Source organism: bacterium (assembly GCA_030697645.1).
In the GTDB taxonomy this organism is placed as follows: Bacteria; Patescibacteriota; Minisyncoccia; order Phycocordibacterales; family VMGT01; genus JAUYPI01.
Genome location: JAUYPI010000002.1, coordinates 25,354 through 48,494 on the forward strand (window position 1 = coordinate 25,354; position 23,141 = coordinate 48,494).

Sequence of the window (23,141 nt, forward strand, 5' to 3'; positions counted from 1 at the left end):
CGCCCTCAAAAATCTACCGCGTAACGTACGGCAACAGCCCCATGTATCGCGCGCGCTTCACGGCACGCGCGAGTTCGCGTTGCATCGTCGCGGAGAGTCCCGTATAGGGCCTTGAGCTGATGCGCCCATGCGGAGTCAGAAACTTCTTGAGAAGCTCCGTATCCTTATAATCTATGATCTTGAGATTCCGCGGGGAAAAGGTTTGTTGTGATTGAAGTGGCATAGTGTCAGCAAATGATTAGTTAAGCACAAAAAACGTGGAGGGTGACAGCCCGAGCAAAATTTTCAATTTTCAATTTTCAATAAATTTTCAATGTCTCAATCCTCAATGACGGACGGATGACGGCGTGTTTGAAAATTGTAAAATTGAAAATTGTAAATTAAAACGGTATATCCTCTGGATTCACTTCCTCCTCCGGATACTGGATCGCGGGAATTGCTTCGTCGCGGGGGGCAGCCGATGCGGCCTGCTGCGAGACATGCCCATTCTGCGGTGTACCGGGAACGCTACTGCCTTGCCGTGCCTCTCCTCCGCCTCCGCTATAACCCGGCCTCGGCCCAAACTGCACTCGCTCGGCAACGATCTCGGTGCGGTAGCGCTTCTGGCCATCCTGCCCGTCCCAACTGCGGGTCTGGATACGTCCCTCAATGAGTGCGCTCGAGCCCTTGCGCAAATACTGCGCGACCAGCTCCCCCTGTCTTCCGAACACGACGATATTATGGAACTCCACCCCCTCTTTCTTGTTGCCTTCGCTGTCGCGCCACACGCGATTCGTCGCGAGCCCAAACGTCGCCACTTGCACACCGGAGGGAATGGCCCGGAGCTCCGGGTCGCGAGTCAGATTGCCGATAAGAAAGATTTTGTTCAGATACATAACAAAAATTTTCAATTTACAATTTACAATTTTCAATGACGGACGACGTCGTGTTTGAAAATTGAGTAATTGAAAATTGATTGAAAATTAGAAATTGAAAATTGAAAATTAGATTATAGAACTCTAAACGCCTGCATACTAGCACCTCACATTTACACATAGGATCTCGTTGCAACATTATTCAATAATGAGCTCTTCGATCGTCCGATCCAACTCCTCGTCCGTCATCGCGGGTAGCGGCACTGCGGGAGTTGCGGCAGCTCCCTCTACCGGCTTCAGGAGCTTCTCACCGAGCGGCCGGCGCAGGAGCGAGCTCCGCAGGCGCTTCGGCGGCATGGCGACTACCTCCTTCGGCGCGTGGACGCAGAGAAAGCGCACGATCCGCTCGTCTTTCTTCAGCACCTCGGCAATCGCCTCGACGCGGCTGCTCTCACACGCAAACTTCACCCACCCGAAATACCCCTGATTCACCCGAACGCGCCCGCCCGCCGTCTCGCGGCGCATTTCGTATGCGAGCGGTTTCTTCACGGGAAAACCGTCCACAAACCCACTGCCGCCCTGCCCTTCGAGAACGTCTTTGATGCTCGTCACGACTCCCGCCACATCCTCCTCCGCAATCGTCGGCACCAAAAGATACCCGAGCTCGTATGAGACGAGCTCGTCTGGGTCCACATCCGCCACAGCTATGGATTTTTCCTTGCCCTTCTCTTTTGTCCGCGGCATGAAGACAGGGTACCATATGCCGAAACAAGCATCAAGCGGCATGCAGCAAGCAAACGAACTGTCTTCGTGCACGGTACGCCTGGACTCCGTGGTACGCGCATAATTCTTATTGCTGAAAGCGCCTGCTATGCGCTATGCTCGACACAGAGTCCTTTCGACAAAAGGCCATGAAAGTAACGACGCAAACAAAAACGAAGGAGGAAAACCACATGGCGTCCTTACCGCAAGTCCTGATCATTGAGCTTGGTTCCCAATATACGCTGCTGATCGAGCGGACGCTGCGAGAGCTCGGAGTACGTTCCGCTATCCTCGCACCCGCGCACGCCTTGGCGTGGCTCAAAAAAAATCCTGTAAGAGCGGTGATCCTCTCCGGCGGATCGTCAAGTGTCTATGACAACGATGCGCCGCAGCCGCCGAAGGACCTGCTCTCGCTCGTGCACGAGGACGGTCAACCGATTGCCGTACTTGGTATTTGCTATGGCATGCAGTGGCTCTCGCAGACGCTCGGCGGCAAGGTACAAGCGGTGCTCGGCAATCGTGAATATGGCGAAACGAAGATCGAGCTCACTCGGGCGAGCCACCCCTTCTTTGCCAGCACGCCTCGAGAACAGACAGTCTGGATGAGCCACGGCGATTCCGTCATCTCGCTTCCCGAAGGTTTCAATGTCCTCGCATACAGCGATGCTGGCACGATTGCCGCGATGCAAAACGGCTCTGTGTGGGGTGTCCAATTCCACCCCGAGGTAGTGCACACGCCGCACGGCAAGACCATGCTCGCGAACTTCCTACAATTCGCGCTCTGTGAGAAGGACTGGACACCGCCATCAGTTGTCACTTCGATTCAAGAGGGCGTAGGAGCGCGGCTCGGCAATGAACGCGTAATCTTCGGTTTCAGCGGAGGCGTAGATTCCACGACGGTATCGGCGATGCTCGCGCCAGTGCTCAAAGAAAAACTGCTCGCAGTCACGATTGATGGCGGACAGCTGCGTGAAGGAGAACTTGACGAAATCCGGCAGCATGCGGGTGCCGCCAACGTGAGCCTACGCATCATGGACGCTCGCCGAGAGTTTCAGGAAGCGATGACAAACTTTGTGCATGTTGCTGAGAAGTGGACCTGGCCCGTGAAGCTCTGCGTACGCCTTCTCAATGTGCTCGCCAGGCACATCGCCGGGTACAAAGGTGTGGTTGACGCAGAAGAGAAGCGTCGTCGTTTCAGAGAGGTCTACACGTCGCTTCTCGTACGGGCGGCACATGACTTTGGAGCGCACGCTCTGCTTCAAGGCACGCTGGCTCCAGACAGAATCGAGTCGGGTGCCACAGGTGGCGCGATGATCAAATCCCACCACAACGTCGGGCTCCGGCTGGGGAACCTCCTCGAGTTGCATCCGGTTGATCATTTGTTCAAATACGAAGTTCGGGCTCTCGCGAGGGAGATCGGACTGCCAGAGCGCATCTGGCGTCGCCAGCCATTTCCCGGCCCCGGTCTTTTCCTACGCGTTGTCGGAGTGCCGGCAACCCCGGAGAAGCTCGATATCGTCCGCTGGGCCGATGCGCGAGTGCGCGAAATTACCGAGCGACACGGCGTCTATAACACACTCTCACAACTCGTTGTCGCCTATATCGGCGTGAACACCGTCGGTGTCAAGGGCGACGGCCGGGCGTACGGCGGCGCCATCGTCGTTCGTGCCGTCGAGACCACTGACTTCATGACTGCCCGCGGCGTCCACTTCTCGGAGGCGCTTGAAGACGAAATCTCGAGAGTCCTCACCCGCAGTCCTGCAATCGTGCGTGTCTGGTACGATCCAACAAACAAGCCTCCCGCAACGACGGAATTTGAGTAATTCAAGACCGTCTCACGCGCTGTTCTGCCCCCGGCAGAACAGCGCGCTTTTGTCTCAAAACGGACTTTGGTTCCAAAAGGACGGGGTTTAGTTTTTTGGTTGCTGCCGCAAAAGCCCTCCCCACTCAACGAGCGTGAAGCCCGTCCGCCGGGGTGCCCGCAGAACTTGCGGTGGAATCTCCTGCCGCTCACTCAGTCCTTCAAACACAAGAAAGACGCGGATCGAAGTATCCGGAGCCGGCACAACGTCAAGCGCCGCAAGCTTGTCCATATCTCGTGTACCGAGCCATGTGAGACGAGTAAGGGGAGTCGTCGGCATCAGGGGAAGCCAGAAGTCGAGGAAATCATCAACTTCACGCCCAATGAGGCCAAGTTTGCCGAGGTGATCTCGCAGCGTTGCTTCAACTTCCTCACGCGCAACCACAAAGCCAGACGATATACTCGGAAATTCCCCGCGTCCTAAGCCATCCCAAAACAAGGAGGGGTACTCCGCTCCCTCGTGCACGAGTGCCCCATCCGGAGCAGCGACAACGCTCCATCCGTCGTTATATGGAGGATCTGACTCCCGGATATCTGCGCCAACGCGTACACGCACCGCCGTTTCTTTCTCTGGATACAAGTAGATTACTGGCTTTGCGCACTCGACAGCCGGGCCGTATGACACACTGCTAAAGATGATGTAACGGCCAAAACCATTCTTGTACAAAAATACGCCATGATTTGCAACAAATTCCTCAAGGGTGAACGGCGCGCTCACGCCCGTGCCTGCCTTTTCATCATACACGTATCGTGCCCCGCCTGAAGCCGCATAATACGCGGCCGGTATCGGATGTCGTACATCTTTAAAATCGTAGACCGTTCGTCCGTCGTTCGTCACGCCCGCAATTTTTAACTGCGTATCAGAAACTGTGCCGGCAGCCGCGACCGAAACAGCGCCAAACCCGCCGCAACCTCCTGTCCCATCACCACGATATGCCTCTTTGTTCCGAGAGCCGTCAAGCCAAACCACTGCCGGAACCCGGTCGTCCGTAACGAAAATCGGCCGTGCTCCATACTCTACCGCAAGCCCGCCAGGAAGGCGCACCACATACGACTCCTGCACATAAACTTCCTCGTCAATCACTCTCGTTCTCCGAAAGACCGGGCCAAGATCGCTCTCTGTCTCAAAAACCAACGAGTCGCTAAATCCAACAGGTCTCTCGCTCTCAGATGCATAAGGAAATTTATACTGAGCGAAAAACGTCTGCCCGAAACCTAAACGCACATAACGCTCTCCCATCAGCGTGATCTCCTCCGGTGCCGCAAGCGCCTGGTATATCGTCTTATTGTCCACGACTATCAAACCACTCAATCCTACTGATCCTTTACCGTCCGGCACATAGCTCGAGTGCAGCGCGATCGCACGGTAGCCGGTTGTGTTGCCAACAAATAAAATCCGATCATCTCCCAAACACGGGCCCTCGCATCCCAGCGTGGTGGCGACGATGTCTTGATCGCCATCGCGACCGATTCGGTAATACAACTGCTTTGTGTTTGCGAAATAGTCGTCTCGATAAGATGAATGTGTAATAAGCCCAAGGTCGCCGACCAGCTCAGGGTGGGGAAGCCACGTCACACCAGCCTCTTGCGACCTGTCGCTGTAATAGCGCTGGTAATCCTCGGTGTCTTCCGGGATAAGCGGGTACGCTTGCACACCGTGACCTTTCGGCTCTGCGACAAAACCATCAGGTATGCGTTCGAGCTCTAGTAGCCAGGGAGGTTGGGTTACTCCATTTGGAGCAGGTTTGGGGCCGCGAGAGCCGCCCAAGACAAAGAAAGTCGCCGTGCCGAGCACGCTAACGGCGCATAACGCAATGGCAAGAACAATTGGTATTTTCTTGTTCATATTTCGCACTGTAACATACTAGTGCGCGGGGAAAAAGTAACTCGTCCCCTCGCTCGAGGTCGTACTGAAAGCCCTCCACACATCATCAATCTCGGCAAGGATCTCTTTTTTTCGCTCTCCTCTCATGAAAGCAGGCCGGTAGCGCTTTTGTTGAACCGGAAGCGGGAAAATACTGAGTCCGCCCTCACGGAACGCGCCAAAAAGAAGCAACCCCTCCTGTGTGTCTTCGGAAAACTCCTGGTCGAAGATAAGGTTGCCAAGTGAATACACAATCGGTTTGTTTTTATATACCGCCACATCCTGAATAACGTGCGGGTGCGAACCGACGACGAGATCGGCTCCCGCGTCTATCCAGGCATGCGCAAGGTCCTCCTCGAGAGTCGCGTGTTCCACCGCATACTCAATGCCCCAATGTGGAAAGACGATGACGCGGTTCGACTCATCAGTAGCATATTTCTCTATAACGGACGTAATGTCCGGAACCTCAACCAGGAGATGGACCCCGATGAATACAAGGTTGATGCCTTGCCCGCGCACGAGAGCGACATCGTCGACCGAGTCTTCGCCCGGGCCTCCTATCCACATAATATCGTTCTCCGCGAGAATCTGGCGCGTCGTCACAAGACCACCCGCGCCTCCATTGCTCGCATGATTGTTCGCGAGACTCACGATGTTGACTCTGAGGTGCTGCAACACCTCTACGGTCTCGGGTGGAAATAAAAATGTCATGGTACCCGGGCGCACATCAGGCAGTATGGGTTCGCGACTCACGGCGCCTTCAAGATTGACCAGGGCTGCGTCGACTCCCCAAAATACCCGCTCGCCAAGTCCCCGCGCGACTTCAAGGAGGTCGCGTCCGTAGCGTTTCGCTACGCCGCGCGCGAGCATCACGTCTCCACCAACCGCAAATGTTGCGAAGTCTTCCTGCTCTGTAGGCACGCCGCTCTCGTACCAACCAAAAATGTGCGACGTGGTTTCTCCCTCCCTCTCAGAGACGATCACCCCGGAGTTGGTGTGTGAAAAAGTATGAAATCGCGGCGTCTCCTGCGTCCGGGCCCAGAGCGCAAGTACTGCAAGCGCGGCCGGAGAATCTACCTCGGCCTTATGCAGCAATTGGGGCGCATCGAGCATTCGCAGCGCGCGAAGACTCACTGCGTCATGGAGATCAGCGAGTAGTGCTGGCTGGTCGTGAGAAAAATCTACGGACGCTACCATGAGACAGCGCGCGCAATGGTCTGCGAGGATAGCAACGAGTGCGTCGAGCTCGCCTGCCGTGGCGCTCATCTTGAAAATGAGCGGTACAATTCGAGAGCGCGGAAACGTTTCCTTAATGTCGCGAAGCAGAAGGTGCACCCCATGCTCGGTAACGAAGCTCTCGGGGCGAAGTGTGACGCCCCCACCAGAGACCAACCGTTCGATGAGCTCGACGTTCGGTTCAATGACGCCAGAGGCAGTCTCCCAGGGCTCGAGCGTACTCTGTATCGGCTCAGTCCCGAGCTCAAAATGATTCGGCGAGAGAAGGACGATAGTATCTGGCTCGCGATCTCGGGTCCGCGCTACATCGGCAAACAAGGCGCGCCGCACGTCCTTGACTATGTCGTGGTGAGGCACCACTAAGCCCGAAATGCGCCGACGCTCGAATTCGTACAAAGACGAGTCTCGATGGGGACCTCGCGCATATAGCAACAAGAGCACACCCGCCGCCACTGCCGCTACTATGGTTGCAGAGCGCCTCATCTTTAGATACTTCAGCATACACCGGATAAGGGTACCACACCGACAGGTGTCCACGCGTGTCTCACCCGAGCCCAAAAACACGCCCGGCATTTAGGGCGAGTGCCTCGCGGACCCGGGTCTCGTCCTCGCCGCGGATGAGAGCGATGCGAGCGACGACCTCGCGCACGTAGACCGGCTCGTTGCGCGTGCCGCGGTAGGGCACGGGCGCGACATACGGCGCGTCGGTCTCGGAGAGTATACGGTCAAGCGGAATAAAATGAACCTGATCATCGTAGTCGCGCGTAAACGTCGTCACGCCGCCGAAGGAGAACGAGAAGCCGAGGTCGAGGAGGGCGCGGGCGTCGTCGAGGGAGCCGGTGAAGAAGTGAATGATTCCGGGATTGCTGGAATTATGAATCATGAAGTAAGAATCAAGAATCTTAATCAGATCATCGAAAGCATCTCGACAGTGCACCATGAGCGGCTTTCTTACTGCAAGCGACAGCTCAATTTGTTGACGAAAAACTGCTTCCTGCTTAATTCTTGATTCCTGATTCTTGATTCTATAGTAATCGAGTCCGCACTCGCCGATCGCGACGACCTTTGGATGAACGGCAAGGTGCTTATAGTAGTCGTAATCAAAGTCCTCGCCGCGCGACGTAAAACCGTCCCCTGATTCCTGATTCATACTTCCTAATTCCTTCGCATCGTGATACGACCGCTCTGTATGTATCGGGTGAAGCCCCACGCTTGCATACACGCCCTGCTCGTATCGTTCTGCAGTCGCCACCGCCGCAGCTGACGTATCCCGCTGCGTACCCACATTCACCATTGTGACACCAGCCTCGAGCGCACGACGAATCACCGCGTCGCTGTCGTCCCTAAACGCGGCAAAGTGAGCGTGCGTGTGGACGTCGAAAAAATGTATAGTTGTCATGGTATAAAAATTATGATAGAAATCATGTGGGAATGGAGGAAAGTACATCTTCAAACTGTCTTTGATTGGGACCCCCTGGCACCCACCAACCACTGAAGAGTTAATAGAGGCAGGGGAAAATACTCCAAAAGTTCCTGTGTAGTCCTGCGCACTACATATCAGCCTAGTGAGCGGTTCGGGCATTTTTCAACCCGGACCGCTTCTTTTATTTTTCCACACCCACAAACCGCTTCTCGCGCTCAAACTTTTTTAGGCGAGCGAGGTCTTTGCTGCGCCATCGCACGCACCCCTCGAGTTTATGCGGCTTGCACAGGCCGCAGCTGCGGCATTTTTTCTTCAGGCGTTTTCGCCTGCTATGCCCCACAGGGGCCATGGTATGAGCTATAGGAGTTCAGTACGGCCGGACAATACGCAACCCTTCAGCCTCAATCGGCTGATAGTGCCGCACGTTTCGCGTCACGAGCGGCAGATTGTAGATGAGCGCGGTCGCCGCGACAATCGCGTCGGCAAACGGCGTACGGTAATCACGTTTCAACATGCCTGCTTTGCGGGCAGAGGTCGCGTCAAGCCCAAGGAGGACAAACGAGTCGAAAAATCTTTGCAGCGGACACGCCACGCAAATAATCAATCAAAATGTCGGTGTCAACGCACACTAGCGCCCTATCGCCAGGACCTTCGTAGACGGTTGACATACGCGACTGAAGACACGGCGCCGAACGCTTTTTTGAACATGCCGAATGCGTCCGGATTAACCTTTGTGCCTGTAATGCTCCCCAGACGCACCGACGTCCGCCCCGCACGAACACGAGCGTCACGGAAACGCACGGACGCACTATATTCATTTTTACTCATCACGGCGTTTACCATAATAAAGTAGTGTATCAAAAGTTCGTCAACGAGTCTGCAAACGCATCGTCGTGAAGTCGCGCAATTGTGCCGCTCCCCTTCCCGCGCGATCGGCCTGAGGCAATAAACGAAAACTTCGTACGCGCTCCATAGTCGCCGAGCGAAAAAGAGGCGCGGAGTGCACGCCGGACGGTTCCTGCGACTGAACTGCCTTCACGAAACGATTGCTCGCGAATCGCCTCAAAGAGGCGCTCATCAAGTTGTATCTGTGTTCGATGCATAGCACCATGCTACTCATTTGACAGTATGCTGTCAAATAACGCGGAAATCCGTTTACTCACCACTCAGGGCGCCGCTCTCAAGCGCACGTCGAATTACCGCGTCGCTATCATCCCTAAACCCCGCTTCGCGCGGTCGGGCGACCGAATCCGGAGGATTCGGTTTAGCCTTAAACGCGGCGAACTGGGCGTGGGCGTGGGCGTCGAAAAAATACGAGGTTGACATGTTAATAACCTCTGTGGTTCACTGTCACTGGATTAAACGTTTTTTCAATAAAGACGTACTGTAAAGGAGGTCACGATGAATCACCACCTAGTAGACTGGACAAACCCTGCCGCCGTCCTGTATGCACTACAGCGCTATCTCAGTGTTAAAAGTCAGCGCGCAGTTGCGATGGCAATCTTGAAACAAACAGACGCTCCTGGTGAACGTACGATTGTAGGCATGCTGTCAAAGGATACCAACGAGCGCATGCAGATGCTGGAGGACAAATATCGTCTCTCTGTACATGATATATGCGCCATTGGCCTTACTATGTATCTCAACGCCGACACAATCGCTGAACAAGGTAGCATCTATATGAAAGGAAACACGCGGCACGGTGGGGAATTTATTCGAGTCAATCTTTTGGAAAAACCGGAGTAGCCGGAGCAACCTACACGACGGCCAAAACCACACCGGCTCTACTCTCTCGTAGGGCCGGTTGCTATTCTCTCGGAAAAAGCGGCGCGGGCATGGTGCAAGTTTCGAGCGCGGATTTTATTTTTCCCGCGGTCTCCGGGAGGATCGGCACGAGGAGCGTCGCGATCTCGCCGAGGAGCGCTGTGAGGTCCTCAAGCACGTCCTGCTTCTCCCCTTCCCAGGGCCGTGTTTCCTGAACGTGCTCATCTCCCGCCTGAATCAATTTCCACACCGCATCCGCGACGTTTTGTATGTGATACGCGCCAAAGGCGGCATGATACGACTGTGTCGCGGTGTCGAGAACCGTTCGTAACTTTTGACTTTTGAATTGTAATTTTGATTTTTGATTTTTGATTTTTGATTTTGCAACAAGCGCCATCACCCTCGCCACAAAATTCCCCAACCCATTCGCAAGATTCGCGTTGTACGCGTCCGTAAATTTCTCCATCGTAAAATCGCTGTCTTCAAACGGGTGTATGTGCCGCGCAAGGTAGTAGCGGAGCGCGTCGACGCCGTAGCCCTCAACGATGTCGTACGGATTTATCACGTTGCCGAGCGACTTGCTCATCTTCTGCCCGCCGCTCGTGATGAAGCCGTGAATCACGATCTGGCGCGAGAGAGGCAGGCCCGCGGAGAGGAGCATCGCCTGCCACATCGCCGACTGCTGGCGCAAATTGTCTTTGCCTGCAAACTGCACGGCTCTCGGCGCCTCCGGTCTCCCCCAGTATTTCTCAAACTGAGCGATGTCCTCCGGCCAGCCGAGCGTCGAGACATAGTTCACGAGCGCGTCGAACCACACGAACATCACCTGGCTCTCGTCGCCAGGGATCGCAACACCCCACGGCATCTTCGTTGCGAGCCGAGAGATGCTGAAGTCCTCAAGCCCGCGCTCGATAAAGCGCTTGATTTCGTTGAAACGAAAGTCCGGCACGACGAAGTCGGGACAGCGCTCGTAGAAATCAAGAAGTGGCTGCCTGTATTTTGAAAATCGAAAAAAATAATTCTCCTCTTCCCGCGTCTCGAGCTCCTGCGCCGGGTGTAGCGGACAACGCCCCTTCTCAAGCTCCGAGTCGGTCTTCTCAAGCTCACAGCCAACGCAGTACTTCATCTGGTAGAGCTTTTTGTAGATGTCGCCGCGCGCCTCGCAACGCCGCCAAAACTCCTGCGCCGCGGCCCGGTGACGGGGCTCCGTCGTGCGGATGAAATGGATATCCGCGGAGAGACCGAGCGCCCCCTTGAGCCGCCGAAACTTCTCGGCATATTCGTCCACGTACGCCTGCGGGTCCTTCCCCGCCGCGCGCGCTTTCTCAAAGATCTTCTGGCCATGCTCGTCGGTGCCGGTGTTGAAAAATACATCATCCCCTGCGAGCGTGTGGTAGCGCGCGGCGATATCGGCATGCACAATCTCAAACGCGAATCCGATGTGCGGATCCGCGTTCACATACGGCAGCGTCGTGGTGAGATAGCGCGCGGTGGACCCCGTTAGACGTTTTTGCATTGATTGGGAAAGATTAAATCGGGGTGTCGCATGTGAAATAACATAAAATGAAAGGAGAACGAAGGGCAACGTCTAACGGGGTGGACATGCGATGTGAGCGACGAGTGACGCCTTCTCAACTCTCATCGACGCGCGCCGCACCCATACGCCCGCGCTCGAGGTCGTAGAGATACTCCCGAAACGCCGCTGCAACCGGCACCGAGAGTATGAGGCCGAGGAAGCCTGCAGTCCGCGCGCCGATAATCAGCGCGAGGATCACGAGGAGCGGCGGCACACCGACGACTTTACTCACGACCAGCGGATGAATCAATTGGTTCTCAAACTGCTGGATGATCGTGTAGAGCCCGGCAACGAGGAGCCCCTGCGTGAGCCCGCCGTCAGCGAGATTGAGTACAATCGCGGGAATCGCCGCAAGTACCGGGCCAAACAGGGGAATAATCTCAAAGAGCGCGGCAAGCAGCGCAAGGAGAAGCGCGTAGCGCACCCCGAGCACCATGAGGCCGAGATACACGAGCACCCCCACGATGAGCATTAAGATGAGTTGCCCCTGGAGCCACTTGCCTATCTTAAACTGCGACCGCCGCCACAAATCGAGAACGTAGCGCTCGTGCCGAACCGGTGTCACGATCTTAAGAAACGCCGCAATCCCGCCATCTTGCACCGCAAGATAAAACGAGAGCACGATGATAAGCGCAAAGCTCATGATGCCGCCGAAGACCGCACCCACCACCTTGAAAATATTTGCGGAGAGGTTGACGACGGTGCCGTGGAGAGAGGAAACAATGTCTGCAAGCGAGATGTTTTCCGAGAGCGTCGCGATGCCCGGACGCAGGAACTCCGGCCCGTTCTCGCGTATCGGTCCGAGGAGATCTCCGAGATTGAGCTCGCGCGGCAGGGTGGAGAGGAGACCGGCGGCATCCTCAAGCACCGGCGGAGCAAAAAAGTACAGCACTGCCGCAAACCCCGCCGCAGTCCCAAGATAAATCGCCACGACAGCAAGAAGACGCGGAATACCACGGCGCACAGCCCAGAGCGCTGCGGGCTCGATCGCCGAGGCGAGCACGATCGCCATCAATACCACAAGCACGAGATCCCAAAGAAAGTAAATCCCCGCAAGCAAAAGGCCGAAGAGAATGGTGCGGACGATCGTGCCACTGGTGATGGAGATGAGAATTTGTTTATCGGGCATGCTTTTGTATAGTGTATCTTGTATTTTGTATTTTGTATAATGACTCGGAACTTACCGTCCCGCATACGAGATACAAAATACACAGCGAAATCAAGCGGTGTGTTCTCTCACGTACGCCCCCAACTCCCCAATCTGCACCCGCCCTTGCTTCCCCGTATCTCTCTCCCGCACCGTTACGCTCTCATCATCGAGCGTCTGGAAATCCACGGTTACACAAAAAGGCGTCCCTATCTCGTCCTGCCTCCGATAGCGCTTGCCAATGTTGCCGTTGTCGTCGAAAACGATTCGTACGCGGTGATTCGTCGCTCGTCGGAGATCCGCATAAACTTTTCTCGCCTTTTCAACGAGCTCGGGTTTATTCCGCAGGAGAGGAAAGACAGCAACTTTGACCGGGGCAATCGCGGGCGGAAAACGCAGCACGACGCGTTTTTCCCCGTTCATTTCATCCTCGTCATAAAACTCACTAAACACCATGAGTATCGTCCGGTCGAGCCCCGCCGACGTTTCAATAACATACGGCACGTACCGCTCGCCCGTTTTGTCATCGCGCACAGAAAGGTCTACGCCTGAAAACGTTTGGTGCTGAGTCAAATCATAGTCGCCCCGGTTGTGTACCCCCTCAAGCTCGCCCCAACCAAACGGGTATTGATATTCGATATCCCACGCGTCTCTCGCGTAAAATACGAGATGCTCGTGTTTTTTCCAACGCAGATTCTTTTGTGCGATGCCCAGTTCGAGGTAATACGCCATGCGCTCCGCCCTCCACTGTTCATATGCCCGGGCTGCGTCTTCAGAATAAACGAAGTACTGCATTTCCATCTGCTCGAATTCCCTTTTTCGAAACAGGAACTGTCGCGGACTTATCTCGTTCCGAAATGCTTTGCCGACTTGCGCAATACCAAACGGGATCGAATACAAGCCGGCATCAAGCACGTTTTTAAAATTTATAAATATACCTTGGGCGGTCTCGCCACGGAGGTACACGTCCTCATCTTCCTCTTCAAAAGCGCCGAGCGTCGCGGTCGCCAAAAGATTTTTCTGTACCACTTTTCCAAAAGTTTTCTTCCCACAGACGGGACACGCCACTATCCTCCTGTGCGCATCGAACAACTCGTTTAATTCCGCTTCGGACATCTTCTCATCCGCTGACACGTCAGAGCTCTCAAGAAGGTGGTCGGCGCGTAACTTCGAGTGACACGAGAGGCATACGACCAGTGGATCATTGAACCCTGAAACGTGGCCGCTCGCTTCCCACACCCGCGGCGCGGTGAAGATGCTTGAATCAAGCATCGCCATATTCTCGTGCATGTACATCGCCCGTTTCCACGCATCCACGATATTCTCCCGAAGGTCCACGCCGTGAGGCCCATAGTCGTATGTCCCCGCAAAACCGCCGTATATCTCGGAGCCGGGAAAAAGGAAGCCTCGCCGCTTGCAGAGCGACGTAATTTTGTCCATCAGTGTGTGGTCGCCAGACATGTTATGCATCAAGCAGTATGCGGCAAGCAGCACGCATTTACAACTCTCACCGTCGTATGCTTGCTGCATGTTGCTTAACGGCCCGCTACTCTACCACAAACTCCTGCCCCCTCTGATACTGCGGATCAGTTGAAAAGCGGGTATTTACCGCCGAGGCGCGGCGCGCCGTAACGGGAACCTCCGCAAAGCTGTCGCGGCCGGTAAACTCCGCCTCGTTCACCAAAGTCGGCGAGTCTTCGAGCTGATTTGCGCTCGGCACAAGCGCGACCTGGAAAAACACCTCGCGCGGCGCGCTGCGGATACCAGTGCCAGGTGCCAGAGTCCCGGTCCTCCAGGCGATCTCGCCACCGACCGGAGAGAACACGATATCGGCGTCCGCGGGGTACACCCGACCAAGCCAACGGATATAAGGCGGCAGCGTGGTGTGCACCTCGCCATCGATGACCTCGTTTGTCGTGTTTGTGACGCTCCATGCTATGGTGTAGGTCGTCTCGCGATCTACGCGCGGGGGAATCGGGCCACTATTGGAAAGCGGGCCGGTAAAGTGGAGCGTGCGCGAGGAGAGTCGTGGTTCGCTTATAAAACGGATTAGACGGTGAACCTCGCCGACGAGAAGTTCAGCGTCACCGCCACGGCCGCTCCGACGGCCGCTCACCGCGGTGCGGAGTTCCATCTCAGGGTTCGTTACGTTCCCGGCGCGTATGGCCTCGCGGCTCACCGGCCGGAAACTAAAACTCGTTTGGCCCTTCTCCCCCGCCTCGATCACCGCAAGCGCGGGAAGCGACCGGCGATTCCACGTCACCGTATCAGAGCCTGATTGATAGAAGCCCTCTGGTGCCGAAACCGAACGCTTGTCAAGAACCGTGCCGAGGAGCGTCGCCTGTATCTCAACGTCTGTAATGGAGACGGATAGATTGTTCACCCACGAGAGGTCGACGCGCAACGGCTCGTCCGGCCGCGCCGCATAGACCTCGCTCCGACGCCCCCCAAGCGCCACTGTAAAGCCCAAAAACGGCTTTCGGACGATGATCGTGCGCGCAGCGGAGACGAGCGGCGTTGCGATATCCGTACTACTCCGCGACCCACGCACCCCCACCACGAAACGGAAGATGTGTTCGGTGTCATCCTCGCCGTCGAGCGTGCCTCTGATGCGGATGCGACGCTTACCCTCAGGCGCGAGGTCCCCGAGCCGCCATAGAGCCATATCGAGCGCGGGTTTCGGCTCCGCCGAGGCAAACGCAAAGCCGAATGGGTACTCGGCGACGAGCACCAGATCCTCAAGCACACTCGCGGCGTTCGACGTAACGTCAAGCGTGAACACGACCTCCTCCCCCGCCTGCATTTCCTCGACAGAGGAGAGTGTGAGCAGTACCGGGGAGACGCCGATTCGCACGTCATAGAGCTTTTCTTTTGCAAAAATCGCGTTCGATCCCGCGACGCGGTATTCGAGCGTTATGTGAATTGCGTGCACGCTCCCCGGGTCGCCGAAGTGAGCGGAGTGCACGATCTCCTGGAAACTCTCGCCGCTCCGGAGCACTCCGAGCACTTTACGGAAGCGCACGAGAGGAGTCTTTCCGTCGCTCGCCTGCCGCACGCCCTCCGGATACTCAATGAGAAGCTCCGCTGATTCAAGCGAGATGGGGTTGTGGTTCGTCATCGTCACCTGGAGTGAGAGGTCCTCCCCCGCATCAATCGAGACCGGCCCGGTAATCGTCATCTCGACGTTACTCGAGGAGATACTCCGGCCGCCATCGCGGAAACGGTAGACGGCAAAACCAGCCGCGAGGAGAAAAAACAGCGCCGAGAGGAGAAAGAATATTTTAGCGCCACGTCCAGCACGGCGGCGTGGCGCCCCGGGGCCTCCCTCCTCTTCCCATTGCGCTCGCACCTCACGCCGCGGCGAGCTCTGATGCAAACGACGCCGCTCGCGCACAAACCGCGCCCCGCGCCGATAGAGCGCGCGGCCCATTGCCTCAATCCTGCCCGGATTTTCCTCTGCTGCCATTGCACTTTATAGTACACTGGATCGTTGAATAACGAAATCGGACGCACAACTCACGTAAAATGCAATACGAAATAAAGCGAGCGCGATGTAAAGCATCGTAGCCGTGTCCGACATCCGATGTCCCCCATCATGCGAAAGCTCCAAGCTCCAAAAAACCAAGCTCCGAACAAATCTCAATACTCAAATTCCAATGTGGAAACACGGACTGCGACGTGTTTGTGATTTGAGATTTGAATCATTGAAATTTGTTTGGAAATTGTTGGTTGGAAATTGGAGCTTCGTCGTGGTGTGATGTCGGACACGCGAGATAGTGCTAAAAATTCTTTACCTGACACCAATTTTATGCGCTCGCATAAAATTGGTGTCAAGCTGCGCGGGATGACGGACGGACTACGACGACGTCGTAATCGTTTTCAGGCCAAACCGCGTGGTGTCCGCGAGAGCGAAGACTGCGACGGGATTTGAATCACAGATGGCTCGCCGCAAGCGCCTCGTTGATCGCGCCGACGAGGGCAGCGCGCGCAGGAGCGAGTGCGGAGAATAAGCTACGATCCCAGCCGCTTTGAGCCGCCACCGCCGCCCCCGGCTGCCCGGCGTCAAGATAACCGAGAAGGAAGAGCACGCGCGAGACGCCGATAACCTCGACGAGCGCGAGTTCGTCCTCGCGTAGGTCCTCACGCACTACGAATCGCACAGTCTCCGCGACGCGCTCAAAGAGCTTCTCATCCGGCGCATCCTGCGGCACGAGACGCCGCACGAGCGCGGCTAGCCGCGCAATGACCGCAGCAGCGCCTGGTCGCGCACTCTCACACGCCCCCTCGTCGGGCTCCGTAAGCGCGCCGACAAGCCGCCACGTCTCTCTCCCGCGCACGAGTGAAACACGAGAGCGCGAGAGCGTCGCGAGGTGCGGCCGCAGCCGCGATCGGCACAAACGCGCACCCTGCGCGTGCGCGTACACGAGACCGCACGAGCGCGTGAACAGCACGACCCTCCTCGACGCCTCCCCGCTCGGCTCGGAGCCGAGCACGAGAGCCTCTGTCATGTAGCGATGGTAGGACATGCTGACGCAATTTCTAATTTTCAATCTCTAATTTCCAAACTGCGCGTCACTATTTACGTCCGCATCTCATGCTGCTTCCTGACGTGTTCCAAAACCCACATACGAATAAGCGTTGTCGCGCCAACGCCCCTTTCGTGAGCTTCTGAGCGTACCTGCTCAAGAGTATTGGGATCGAAGCGAATCGTAATGCCCTCGGATAGATTCTTCGCAAAACGAACACGAACGGGCTTGAACTCGTCCTCATAGTCAGCGGTGCTATGAGTATCCCAAAACGCAGCCTCTTTCTCGATGCTCGAAAATTCGGGGATACGTTTTTTTGTACTGGTTTTCTTCGTCATAGTTGTGTCTCTACACTTGATGATAGTTTCTTCGCTCTTTGCGGTCGGCGGGTCTCGCGGTTATGGGGTAGTAAACACCCTCTTCCTGTGTGGATGCCAAGATGACCGTGAGTATGCGACCGCTCTGCGTTAGCCCTACAACACGGATTCGACCTTTGCGGGTCTCGCTCGTAACTGGCTTGCCGTGACACACGCCCTCGACCTCCTCGGAGGTAATATCGTGGCGGGCAATGTGGGCAACATTCCAAGTGTCCCAGATAAGGCGGTGAACGGAGAGCATGGGATCATTGTAACGCAATGTGTTACCTTGTCAAACGCGGCGCAACACGCCTTTTTATGCTGCGCTCTCCATGGCGAAAAGCGTCTGCACGCCTCCCCGCTCGGATCCGAGCCGAGCACCAGGGCGTCCGTGATGTAGCGGTGGTACGACATGCTGACGCAATTTCTAGTTTTCAATCTCTAATTTCCAAACTGCACGTCACCGTTTTTGTGATCTTTTCTCTGCGCGCTGTTCTGCGTGCTGCATGCTGCTTATTACTTGCTGCTCGGCGCGCCGAGCGTAATCACGATTGAACCGATCTTATATACTTCGCCGCCCTCAACACTCTCCACTTTCTCAAATTCAACTTTCGTACGCGCCGAGATGTTTGCGCCGTGCTCGCGCATCCACGCCTCCCCAGCCTCGTCTGCAACATAGACAACGCTCGCTTGATCCTGCGGCGCGAGTCCGGCCTTCTTGCGCAGCTCCTGCAGAGCGCGCGTAAACGCACGCGCTTCGCCTTCTTCCTTCAGCTCATTCGTAATGGTAGACGCCATAGTTCCTTCGGCAAGGTCGCCCACTAGCGCCTTTTCGATATTGACTCTTTTAACATTGAGCCCCTCACGGAGCACCTCAAGCAGTGAATCCGAAAGCGCGACTTTGCCCCATTTCTCCACCGTGTACTGCTCAAGCGGCTGTCGCACCGGTATGCGAAAACCCTCCCGCGCTCTAAGCCCGAAAGACATGTGTGCATCGAGCACGGCACCCATCTTGAGAATTTTTTTATCTATTCCCCATGGGTGCGGCCACTCGGCGAGGTGAACACTCTCCGGCGCGTCCCGGCCCTTTACTCTCTGGTAGACGTGCTCGGCGAGAAACGGGGTGAAAGGAGCCATGAGCCGCGCCAACGTCTCGAGTACAAACCGCGTCGTCCCGACAGCCTGCCGCTTATCCTCTGCGTCGTCACCCTTAAACCGCTCGCGAGATCGTCTGATATAGCCTTGGGAGAGATCCGCGATAAATTCCCGCACTTCGCGCGCTGGCTCAAACACCTCGAACTGATCGAGGTCTTCCGTCATGGTGCGAATAAGCTCGCCCAGCCGGGCGAGGATGAGGCGGTCGAGATCGTGTGCGCTCTCATACGACGCCTCTGTGTCAACCGCGTAGAGTTCATAAAATCGAAGAGAGTTGAGCAGCAAATTATGCACCTTTCGTATAATCTCCGCGACTGTTTTTTCGTCAAAATTTTTTGAGTCGCCCGGCTGGTTGACCGTATACATCCAAAAACGCAGCGCATCAGCCCCATATTGCTCAATCATATCCCACGGGTTCACCACGTTGCCTACCGACTTCGACATTTTTTTGCCTTCCACGTCCAAGATGTGGCCGAGAGAGATAACATTTTTATACGCCTTACCGCGGCCCATCAGGACCCCAATCGCATGCAGCGTATAAAACCACCCGCGCGTCTGGTCAATCGCCTCGGAAATAAAATCAGCGGGGTACAGCAACGTATGCTCTGATCCCGTGCCGCCGTCCTGCGCAAACGGCATCGCGCCCGAGTCAAACCACACATCGAGCACCTCTCGTACACGAGAGAGCTCGGTGCCGTCTCTAGCACAGAGCGTCACATCGTCAATATATGGGCGATGTAGATCAAGCTCATAGTCTGCGTTGTGCGGCACTGGTACGAAATCGAGCGGCTTAACTTCGGCAGTTGCTATGTCAAATCGTACGTCCTCGATTGCCGCCGAGCTCGCCTCGCGTGTGAGTCCTGCCGCGCCAGCAAAAAGCATCTGGATGGTGCCATTGTGCGAGACAATGAGAACGCACCGCTCGTGCTCGCGTGTTTCAAGCTCGTAGAGTAGTTCGGTCACGCGTCGCTTCACATCCCCCCACGTCTCGCCGCCCTCGAGCCGCTTCGTAAGCCGCTCCCCAGAGGCACCAAAAAATGCGTGGTACTCGGCAACGCTCTTGCCTTCAAACTCGCCGAATGATATTTCTGCAAGACGCGGATCTTCACGCACGTCCGCAACAGCGAGCGCACGCGCGACGCGCTCGGCAGTCTCCCGCGCTCTCGGGAGCGGCGAATGTACGATGAGGTCAATACCGCGCCCTGTAAGCTCTCGCGCCGCAGCATCGACCTCCACGACCCCGTGCTCGGTCAGGTGGTTCTCCGCCACTGTCGGATCGGCATTCAACACATCGCGCATATTCCACAACGCCTCCCCATGCCGCATGACAAAATACCGATTCCCTGATTTTTTCGTATGTTTTTTGAGCGTGTCGAGTGAATCAACGACGAGAGTCTTCGCTCCGTCTGCTGATCTCCATATGGGAAGAGGCGTCCCCCAATACCTCTCGCGCGAGATCGCCCAGTCCTTCACCTCACGGAGCCACTCACCGAATCGCCCTTCCTTGATGTGCGCGGGGATCCAGTTGACGCCCTCATTCTCTTTCACCAGCTCATCACGCAGTTCCGACATGCGGATGTACCACGAATCGCGCGCATAATATATGAGCGGCGTCTTGCACCGCCAGCAGTGCGGGTAGCTGTGCTCATATTTTTCTTTTTTGAAAAGCAGACTCCGATGTGCAAGGTCTTTGATAATTTCAATAGCCGTCTCTTCGTCCCGCACAAATTTTCCCTCTAAAAATCCAGTGCCTTTGATAAAGTGCCCGCTCTCGTCCACGAGATGGTGCTTCGGCAGGCCTACCTTCGTCCCAAGTTCAAAGTCGTCCTGTCCATACATCACCGCGGTATGCACGATGCCAGTGCCTTCTGTGGTAGAAACAAAATCGGCAGTATACACTTTGAAAGCATTGGCAAAATTTTTCTGCTGTGCTATTGCAGATATTTGCAAGAATGGGTAAGGCGGATCGTAACAAACTTCCGTCAAATTCAGACCGAGAAAATGCCGCTCCACCTCAGTTGCTTCTCCAAATAAACGATCGGTCGCCTGTCTCGCCACGATAAAATGCTCCCCTTGGTACGATATCAGATCGTACGTAATACCCTCACCTACCGCAAGAGCTATGTTGCCCGGCAGTGTCCATGGCGTCGTCGTCCAGGCAAGAATGTATGTACAATCATCAGTTGTCCACTTTTCTATTTTCTGCCCCGGCTTTACCTTAAACTTCACGTACACCGACAAATCTTTCACGTCCGCGTATCCCTGCGCGAGCTCATGGCTTGAGAGCGCGGTGCCACAGCGGGGGCACCACGGCACCACCTTGTAATCCTTATAGAGAAGGCCGCGTTCATGCACATGCTTCAGAATGCCCCAGACTGACTCGATATACTCCGGCTTGTACGTAACATACGCGTTGTCGAGATCAACCCAATACCCGCTGCGCTCGGTAAACCGCCGCCATTCGTCTACATACTTCCAGACGCTCTCCCGACACTTCTCATTAAACTGCGCAACGCCATAGCCTTCAATTTCTTTTTTCGACTTCAGGCCGAGCTGCTTCTCCACCTCAAGCTCCACCGGCAGTCCGTGTGTATCCCAGCCGCCCCTGCGGCGCACATGGTAGCCACGCATACTGCGGTAGCGCGGTATAGCGTCCTTAAATGCGCGCGCTTCGAGGTGGTGGATGCCGGGTCGACCGTTTGCCGTCGGCGGCCCTTCATAGAAAACAAACTCGCCCGCGGGCGAAGGCTTCTCAAGTGTGCGCTCAAAAATCCTCCGCTCCTGCCAGAAGCGGAGGATTTCTTCTTCGCGCTGTGCCGTAGTACTTTTTTGTTTATGATCGTCCTCCATGCTGCCTGTCATTACCGTACTTTTTGAGGATAGCGAGCGGTTCATGACGGTCTATGCCGAGTTTATCGAAATCCTTATCGTACGAAACCAGCGCCAATGAGCCATCCTGCAGGCCCGGATTCGAAGCGATGAGCGCGTCGACGAACTTTACCGAATGAGCGGCATAGAGGTTGAGTGCCAAACGCATTTGTATACGATCGTCGAGCGTAATGCCAATGGCGTCAAAAGAGCGCAGCGCCTCCGTCGCCTTCTCTTTGCTAAACTGATATACGCCGCCGCGCAAAACCCACACCACCTCGGCACATACGCATGAGGACGTACGCGCTTCAATGCCTCGCGCCTCAACGAGATCAAAGAGCCGCGCACATTCACTGTGTATTTTCTGATCTTCCGGAACCAAAAAACGCAAAACAATATTCGAGTCAAGAAAACAAATCATATCCGACGGTAGTGCTTCTCCATATAGGCCCGCAACTTGACCGCGTTTCGAGGATTTTTTACTCGAAAACTGCCGGCAAGCTCACGCATACTCGGAAGACGAATAAAACGAATGCCGCGTGTGCTGCCGTCAAAGTCAATCATCACCCTGCCGCCGAGCGGCAGCCGGAGCGAATCCCGAATTGCTTTCGGAATGGTCATCTGTCCTTTCCGGGTAATCGTTGTTTGATACGTCATAAAAAGTATTACTTTACCTCGCGAGTAATACCAACAGTGTAGCGTCGCGACCGCGCACGGTCAAGCGCGGCGGCCTGCCTACATCCGCCGAGGCAGCACGATGCCGATGGATGCGCTGTAGCCTTTTCATCTTCCCACATATTCGCCTAAGACCCCAAATAGGAACGCCCCTCGGTTTCCGAAACCGAGGGGCATAAGATTAGTAGTGACTGGCCCAAGGAGACTTCGTCGATTTTGGTTGGCGGCTCAACCGGACTGCTGGTGAAAAACCCTGCCCTGCTCCTCCTTCAAGGATAGATCGCACTCCGCGCACACCTGCCCGCAGCCTTCAATATATTCACGTCCCCTCGCCCACCGCCGCCAGTCATCCACCGCAGCCATTTTCGGAAACCCGAGAAGTTTCCAGCAGAGCTTGCAACTCTCCTCATCGCTTGCGAGCGCCTCTTTAATCTGCGTAGCTGAAACGTGTCCTGGCATCGCTCACTCCTTCTTCGGGATGTCTGTAGGGTGCGCCCAACTTCAATCAAAGTACCGTACTCGCAACAAAAAGTCTACACAGAAAACATCCGCCACTCCTAGAGCTGCCGGAGGGGTACGACGATACTCACTCAAAGGTGCCGAAGTGAGTGGGGTTCGATCATGCACTACAGAGGATGGATGTACACGCAACCCCTTTCGTACTTCGCCGTGTGTATGCGGCCTATTCTGACTCAAAGACATCCTCTCATGTTGTTGAGAGGTGTATAGAGACCCAACGGCCTCCGGCGCAGGTCCCTCTGATACCCTTCCTCACATGCCTTTGAGCAGAATCGCGCAAGAGTCCTTCCCGTTTCCACGACAATATAGCAAATTGTCGTAGTTCCTACTTTTTTCCATTCTCTGCAGTGACCGCACCGGAAGCGTTTGTCTGCGATGCTCTCAAATCGTTCCGTCGGCTGACGGCTCCAATTATACACCGTCTCTTTCGCCCGCATATACACCTCCAAAAGTTCAGGGACTCTATATGTAGCATAGCGAAACGTATGCCAAAAGCAACAGGTTTGCGAATGCCTTTGGTATGCAACCACGGCCCTGCCTGCCGACAGGCAGGGC

The 23,141-nt window shown here is 55.6% G+C and carries 23 protein-coding genes; 2 read left to right on the plus strand and 21 right to left on the minus strand.

The genetic code is table 11. From position 1 onward, the window contains the following. Positions 1-13: 13 nt before the first annotated feature. From rpsR to Q8R39_00220, 3 genes are all read right to left on the minus strand, one after another. On the minus strand, positions 14-223 hold the full coding sequence (rpsR, locus tag Q8R39_00210; GenBank protein MDP3734840.1) for a 30S ribosomal protein S18: 210 nt from the start codon (positions 221-223) through the stop codon (positions 14-16). A gap of 157 nt (positions 224-380) precedes the next feature. Beyond that, positions 381-875: a single-stranded DNA-binding protein gene (locus Q8R39_00215; GenBank protein MDP3734841.1), complete on the minus strand. Its 495-nt coding sequence runs from the start codon at positions 873-875 to the stop codon at positions 381-383. 177 nt (positions 876-1,052) lie between these two features. After that, a complete protein-coding gene (locus tag Q8R39_00220; protein MDP3734842.1) occupies positions 1,053-1,670 on the minus strand; it encodes a 30S ribosomal protein S6 in 618 nt (205 codons plus the stop codon). Between the two features lie 62 nt (positions 1,671-1,732). On the opposite strand from Q8R39_00220, the gene guaA reads away from it, so the two are divergent. After that, positions 1,733-3,439, plus strand: a complete 1,707-nt coding sequence (gene guaA / locus Q8R39_00225; protein ID MDP3734843.1) for a glutamine-hydrolyzing GMP synthase — start codon at positions 1,733-1,735, stop codon at positions 3,437-3,439. An 87-nt stretch (positions 3,440-3,526) separates the two neighbouring features. Here guaA and Q8R39_00230 read toward each other — a convergent pair whose 3' ends face one another. From Q8R39_00230 to Q8R39_00255, 6 genes are all read right to left on the minus strand, one after another. Beyond that, complete coding sequence (locus Q8R39_00230) at positions 3,527-5,323, minus strand: hypothetical protein (protein MDP3734844.1); 1,797 nt, start codon at positions 5,321-5,323, stop codon at positions 3,527-3,529. Positions 5,324-5,341: 18 nt separating this feature from the next. Beyond that, complete coding sequence (gene amrB, locus Q8R39_00235; protein MDP3734845.1) at positions 5,342-7,078, minus strand: AmmeMemoRadiSam system protein B; 1,737 nt, start codon at positions 7,076-7,078, stop codon at positions 5,342-5,344. 43 nt (positions 7,079-7,121) lie between these two features. Continuing rightward, positions 7,122-7,976 (minus strand): TatD family hydrolase, encoded by an 855-nt coding sequence (locus Q8R39_00240; GenBank protein MDP3734846.1) that lies wholly within the window; start codon positions 7,974-7,976, stop codon positions 7,122-7,124. A 391-nt stretch (positions 7,977-8,367) separates the two neighbouring features. Beyond that, the gene (locus tag Q8R39_00245) at positions 8,368-8,592 is read right to left on the minus strand and encodes a PIN domain-containing protein (GenBank protein MDP3734847.1); all 225 of its coding nucleotides are present in this window, start codon (positions 8,590-8,592) and stop codon (positions 8,368-8,370) included. 265 nt (positions 8,593-8,857) lie between these two features. Continuing rightward, positions 8,858-9,103 (minus strand): hypothetical protein, encoded by a 246-nt coding sequence (locus Q8R39_00250; GenBank protein MDP3734848.1) that lies wholly within the window; start codon positions 9,101-9,103, stop codon positions 8,858-8,860. A gap of 52 nt (positions 9,104-9,155) precedes the next feature. Continuing rightward, positions 9,156-9,326 (minus strand): hypothetical protein, encoded by a 171-nt coding sequence (locus tag Q8R39_00255; GenBank protein MDP3734849.1) that lies wholly within the window; start codon positions 9,324-9,326, stop codon positions 9,156-9,158. 75 nt (positions 9,327-9,401) lie between these two features. Here Q8R39_00255 and Q8R39_00260 point away from each other — a divergent pair, with 75 nt between their 5' ends. Further along, positions 9,402-9,746 carry a hypothetical protein gene (locus Q8R39_00260; protein MDP3734850.1) on the plus strand — a complete coding sequence of 115 codons (345 nt, stop codon included), beginning with the start codon at positions 9,402-9,404 and terminating at the stop codon, positions 9,744-9,746. A 61-nt stretch (positions 9,747-9,807) separates the two neighbouring features. Here the strand turns inward: Q8R39_00260 and metG are convergent, their stop codons facing one another. From metG to Q8R39_00320, 12 genes are all read right to left on the minus strand, one after another. Continuing rightward, on the minus strand, positions 9,808-11,280 hold the full coding sequence (gene metG, locus Q8R39_00265; GenBank protein ID MDP3734851.1) for a methionine--tRNA ligase: 1,473 nt from the start codon (positions 11,278-11,280) through the stop codon (positions 9,808-9,810). Positions 11,281-11,395: 115 nt separating this feature from the next. Further along, positions 11,396-12,469 (minus strand): AI-2E family transporter, encoded by a 1,074-nt coding sequence (locus tag Q8R39_00270; GenBank protein ID MDP3734852.1) that lies wholly within the window; start codon positions 12,467-12,469, stop codon positions 11,396-11,398. A 90-nt stretch (positions 12,470-12,559) separates the two neighbouring features. Beyond that, on the minus strand, positions 12,560-13,948 hold the full coding sequence (locus Q8R39_00275) for a glycine--tRNA ligase (protein ID MDP3734853.1): 1,389 nt from the start codon (positions 13,946-13,948) through the stop codon (positions 12,560-12,562). Between the two features lie 85 nt (positions 13,949-14,033). Further along, positions 14,034-15,953, minus strand: a complete 1,920-nt coding sequence (locus tag Q8R39_00280; GenBank protein ID MDP3734854.1) for a hypothetical protein — start codon at positions 15,951-15,953, stop codon at positions 14,034-14,036. Positions 15,954-16,419: 466 nt separating this feature from the next. Continuing rightward, a complete protein-coding gene (locus Q8R39_00285; GenBank protein ID MDP3734855.1) occupies positions 16,420-17,013 on the minus strand; it encodes a recombination protein O N-terminal domain-containing protein in 594 nt (197 codons plus the stop codon). 53 nt (positions 17,014-17,066) lie between these two features. After that, positions 17,067-17,351, minus strand: a complete 285-nt coding sequence (locus Q8R39_00290) for a CopG family antitoxin (protein ID MDP3734856.1) — start codon at positions 17,349-17,351, stop codon at positions 17,067-17,069. 10 nt (positions 17,352-17,361) lie between these two features. Next, on the minus strand, positions 17,362-17,631 hold the full coding sequence (locus tag Q8R39_00295; GenBank protein MDP3734857.1) for a hypothetical protein: 270 nt from the start codon (positions 17,629-17,631) through the stop codon (positions 17,362-17,364). A 254-nt stretch (positions 17,632-17,885) separates the two neighbouring features. Then, the gene (locus Q8R39_00300; GenBank protein MDP3734858.1) at positions 17,886-21,386 is read right to left on the minus strand and encodes a class I tRNA ligase family protein; all 3,501 of its coding nucleotides are present in this window, start codon (positions 21,384-21,386) and stop codon (positions 17,886-17,888) included. Further along, positions 21,358-21,813, minus strand: coding sequence for a PIN domain-containing protein (locus Q8R39_00305; GenBank protein MDP3734859.1), 456 nt, complete (start codon positions 21,811-21,813; stop codon positions 21,358-21,360). Before Q8R39_00305 ends, Q8R39_00300 begins: the two co-directional genes overlap by 29 nt. Beyond that, positions 21,810-22,049, minus strand: coding sequence for a hypothetical protein (locus Q8R39_00310; protein MDP3734860.1), 240 nt, complete (start codon positions 22,047-22,049; stop codon positions 21,810-21,812). Before Q8R39_00310 ends, Q8R39_00305 begins: the two co-directional genes overlap by 4 nt. 8 nt (positions 22,050-22,057) lie before the next feature. Further along, entirely contained in the window at positions 22,058-22,189 is a 132-nt protein-coding gene (locus tag Q8R39_00315; protein MDP3734861.1) for a hypothetical protein, read from the minus strand. A gap of 106 nt (positions 22,190-22,295) precedes the next feature. Next, entirely contained in the window at positions 22,296-22,526 is a 231-nt protein-coding gene (locus Q8R39_00320) for a hypothetical protein (protein ID MDP3734862.1), read from the minus strand. Positions 22,527-23,141: the final 615 nt, after the last annotated feature.

Coding starts and splice junctions, on each gene's coding strand:
- guaA (MDP3734843.1), top strand. CDS start 1,733: ATGCTCGACACAGAGTCCTTTCGACAAAAGGCCATGAAAGTAACGACG.
- Q8R39_00270 (MDP3734852.1), bottom strand. CDS start 12,469: ATGCCCGATAAACAAATTCTCATCTCCATCACCAGTGGCACGATCGTC.
- Q8R39_00295 (MDP3734857.1), bottom strand. CDS start 17,631: ATGCTCTCCGTTCACCGCCTTATCTGGGACACTTGGAATGTTGCCCAC.
- metG (MDP3734851.1), bottom strand. CDS start 11,280: ATGCAAAAACGTCTAACGGGGTCCACCGCGCGCTATCTCACCACGACG.
- Q8R39_00250 (MDP3734848.1), bottom strand. CDS start 9,103: ATGCATCGAACACAGATACAACTTGATGAGCGCCTCTTTGAGGCGATT.
- Q8R39_00290 (MDP3734856.1), bottom strand. CDS start 17,351: ATGACGAAGAAAACCAGTACAAAAAAACGTATCCCCGAATTTTCGAGC.
- Q8R39_00305 (MDP3734859.1), bottom strand. CDS start 21,813: ATGATTTGTTTTCTTGACTCGAATATTGTTTTGCGTTTTTTGGTTCCG.
- Q8R39_00285 (MDP3734855.1), bottom strand. CDS start 17,013: ATGTCCTACCATCGCTACATGACAGAGGCTCTCGTGCTCGGCTCCGAG.
- rpsR (MDP3734840.1), bottom strand. CDS start 223: ATGCCACTTCAATCACAACAAACCTTTTCCCCGCGGAATCTCAAGATC.
- Q8R39_00300 (MDP3734858.1), bottom strand. CDS start 21,386: ATGACAGGCAGCATGGAGGACGATCATAAACAAAAAAGTACTACGGCA.
- Q8R39_00280 (MDP3734854.1), bottom strand. CDS start 15,953: ATGGCAGCAGAGGAAAATCCGGGCAGGATTGAGGCAATGGGCCGCGCG.
- Q8R39_00310 (MDP3734860.1), bottom strand. CDS start 22,049: ATGACGTATCAAACAACGATTACCCGGAAAGGACAGATGACCATTCCG.
- amrB (MDP3734845.1), bottom strand. CDS start 7,078: ATGCTGAAGTATCTAAAGATGAGGCGCTCTGCAACCATAGTAGCGGCA.
- Q8R39_00320 (MDP3734862.1), bottom strand. CDS start 22,526: ATGCCAGGACACGTTTCAGCTACGCAGATTAAAGAGGCGCTCGCAAGC.
- Q8R39_00240 (MDP3734846.1), bottom strand. CDS start 7,976: ATGACAACTATACATTTTTTCGACGTCCACACGCACGCTCACTTTGCC.
- Q8R39_00255 (MDP3734849.1), bottom strand. CDS start 9,326: ATGTCAACCTCGTATTTTTTCGACGCCCACGCCCACGCCCAGTTCGCC.
- Q8R39_00275 (MDP3734853.1), bottom strand. CDS start 13,948: ATGTCTGGCGACCACACACTGATGGACAAAATTACGTCGCTCTGCAAG.
- Q8R39_00215 (MDP3734841.1), bottom strand. CDS start 875: ATGTATCTGAACAAAATCTTTCTTATCGGCAATCTGACTCGCGACCCG.
- Q8R39_00230 (MDP3734844.1), bottom strand. CDS start 5,323: ATGAACAAGAAAATACCAATTGTTCTTGCCATTGCGTTATGCGCCGTT.
- Q8R39_00315 (MDP3734861.1), bottom strand. CDS start 22,189: ATGTGGGAAGATGAAAAGGCTACAGCGCATCCATCGGCATCGTGCTGC.
- Q8R39_00260 (MDP3734850.1), top strand. CDS start 9,402: ATGAATCACCACCTAGTAGACTGGACAAACCCTGCCGCCGTCCTGTAT.